Annotated in this window: 3 protein-coding genes; all 3 read left to right on the top strand. The window is 66.6% G+C overall.

What is annotated here, in order from left to right; translation table 11 throughout:
• A partial coding sequence (locus tag AC1DQP_RS19615) for a cation transporting ATPase C-terminal domain-containing protein (protein WP_478052313.1) occupies window positions 1–612 on the top strand: 612 nt, incomplete at its 5' end.
• Window positions 612–1349 carry an MgtC/SapB family protein gene (locus AC1DQP_RS19610; protein WP_457319299.1) on the top strand — a complete coding sequence of 246 codons (738 nt, stop codon included), beginning with the start codon at window positions 612–614 and terminating at the stop codon, window positions 1347–1349. The genes AC1DQP_RS19615 and AC1DQP_RS19610, both read left to right, overlap by 1 nt.
• 83 nt (window positions 1350–1432) lie before the next feature.
• Window positions 1433–2276, top strand: an 844-nt coding sequence (locus AC1DQP_RS19605; protein ID WP_478052312.1) for a sensor histidine kinase, incomplete at its 3' end; no start/stop codon positions are given.

Here is a 2276-nt window from a genome sequence, read left to right as displayed (position 1 = left end):
CTCAAGTACATCCGCATGACCGCCAGCTCCAACTTCGGCAATGTGTTCTCGGTGCTGGTGGCCTCGGCCKTCCTGCCGTTCCTGCCGATGCTGCCGCTGCAACTGCTGGTGCAGAACCTGCTGTATGACATCTCGCAGATCGCCATTCCGTTCGACAACGTGGACGAAGAGCTGGTGCGCAAGCCGCTGAAGTGGAACCCGGCGGACATCGGTCGCTTCATGGTGTTCTTCGGGCCGATCAGTTCGATCTTCGACCTGAGCTGCTTTGCCCTGATGTGGTACGTGTTCGACGCGCGCACCGTGGCCGACCAGAGCCTGTTCCAGTCGGGCTGGTTCGTGGTGGGCCTGCTCACCCAGACCCTGATCGTGCACATGATCCGCACGCCCAAGGTGCCGTTCGTGCAGAGCATTGCCGCCCCGCCGCTGCTGGTGATGACCGGGCTGATCATGGCCATCGGCGTGCTGCTGCCGATGAGCCCGCTGGCCGGCTACTTCAAGCTGCAGGCGCTGCCGCCGGGCTACTGGCCGTTCCTGGTCGCGATCCTGTTCGGCTATGCGGTGCTGACCACGCTGCTGAAGAAAGTCTACATCCGTCGTTACGGGTGGCAGTGATGGATCTCAATCCGCATCTGCCGCCGTTCAATGCCGGGGCCACGGTCAGCACGCTGATCAGCCTGGCTACCGCCTTCGTGCTCGGCTCGGCGATCGGCCTGGAGCGCCAGCTGCGCCAGCGCACGGCCGGGCTGCGCACCAATACGCTGGTGGCGGTGGGCGCGGCGGTGTTCGTCGATCTGGCCGTGCGCTTCCATGACATGTACGGCGGGCCGCCCTCGCCGCTGCATGTGGTGGCCTACGTGATCTCCGGCGTCGGTTTCCTCGGCGCCGGGGCGATCATGAAGGACGGTGCGCAGGTATCCGGGCTCAACACGGCCGCCACGCTGTGGGGCTCGGCGGCGGTGGGCGCCTGTGCCGGGATCAAGCTGTTGCCCGAGGCGGTATTGGCCGCGCTGTTTGTACTGGCCGCCAACACACTGCTGCGGCCGGTAGTCAACCGCATCCAGCGGCAACCGCTGCAGGAAGCGTCCGGCGAGGCTACCTACGCGGTCACGGTGATCTGCCAGCGTGACCGGCAGGCCGAGGTGCTGGACCAGCTGCTGGTGCTGCTGGAGCAGGCGCACTACCCGGTACGGGCAGTGGAGCCGCGGCCGTTCGGCGACCGCGACGTGGAAATCGAAGCCGTGCTGTATGCGACGGCGGTGGATGCCGATGAGCTGGATGCCGTGCTGGCCACGCTGTCGACCACGCCCGGCGTGCTGCAGGGCTTCTGGAATGCCACGCTGGAGGACTGACACCGGCCCACCACGGTACCGATGCTATGCTCCGCGCGCCGCTTGTTGCGGCGCTCCACCCTGTACCAACGGGAGTCGTTCCGATGCCCTCTTCGCCTTCGCGGCATACCCTGGCCCTGCTCGGCCTGGGCGTGGTCATGGCCGCGATCTTCGCCGCCGACACGCTGACCGATTACGCCGTGGCCGCCGCGTGCTTCTATGCGGCGGTGATCCTGGCTGCATCGCGGGTCATGAGTGCCCGCGGGTTGGTGCTGCTGGCGGCCATCTGCATCGCGTTGACCGGGCTGAGCTTCTTCCTGACCCGCTTCGGCACCTACCGCATCGGTCTGGTCAACTCGGCCATCGGCATGCTGGTGATCGTCATCACCACCTACCTGTCACTGAAAATGGAAGCGGCCAAGGCCGCCGTGCAGGAAGCGCAGGCGCGTCTGCTGCGCGTTGCGCGCGCCTCCACGGTGGGCGAGCTGACCACCTCCATCGCCCATGAAGTGAACCAGCCGCTGGCCGCCATCGCCAGCAGTGCCGAAGCCAGCCAGCGCTGGCTGGCGCAGGCGCCGCCGAACGTGGAGAAGGCGCGGCAGACGTTGGCCCGCATCCTCGCCGACGCGCACCGCGCCAGTGACGTGATCGCACGCATCCGTGGCTTGACCCAGGGTGCCAGCCCGGAACGACGCGGCTTCGATCTCAACCAGGCGGTGCTGGAAATGCTGGCGTTGTCGCGCAGCGAGCTGGAGCAGCACGCGGTGGCGGTAAACACCCAGTTCGATGACGAACTGCCGCTGGTATTCGGGGATCGTGTACAGGTGCAGCAGGTGATCGGCAACCTCATTCTCAACGCGGTCGATGCGATGGCCGGGATTCCCGCCGGTGGGCGTCGTCTGACGCTGCGTAGTCTCCGCGTGGATGACGCACGCGTCGCACTGAGCG

The organism is Stenotrophomonas sp. P5_A8 (assembly GCF_056400545.1).
This window is presented reverse-complemented; position numbering and strand designations above follow the sequence as displayed.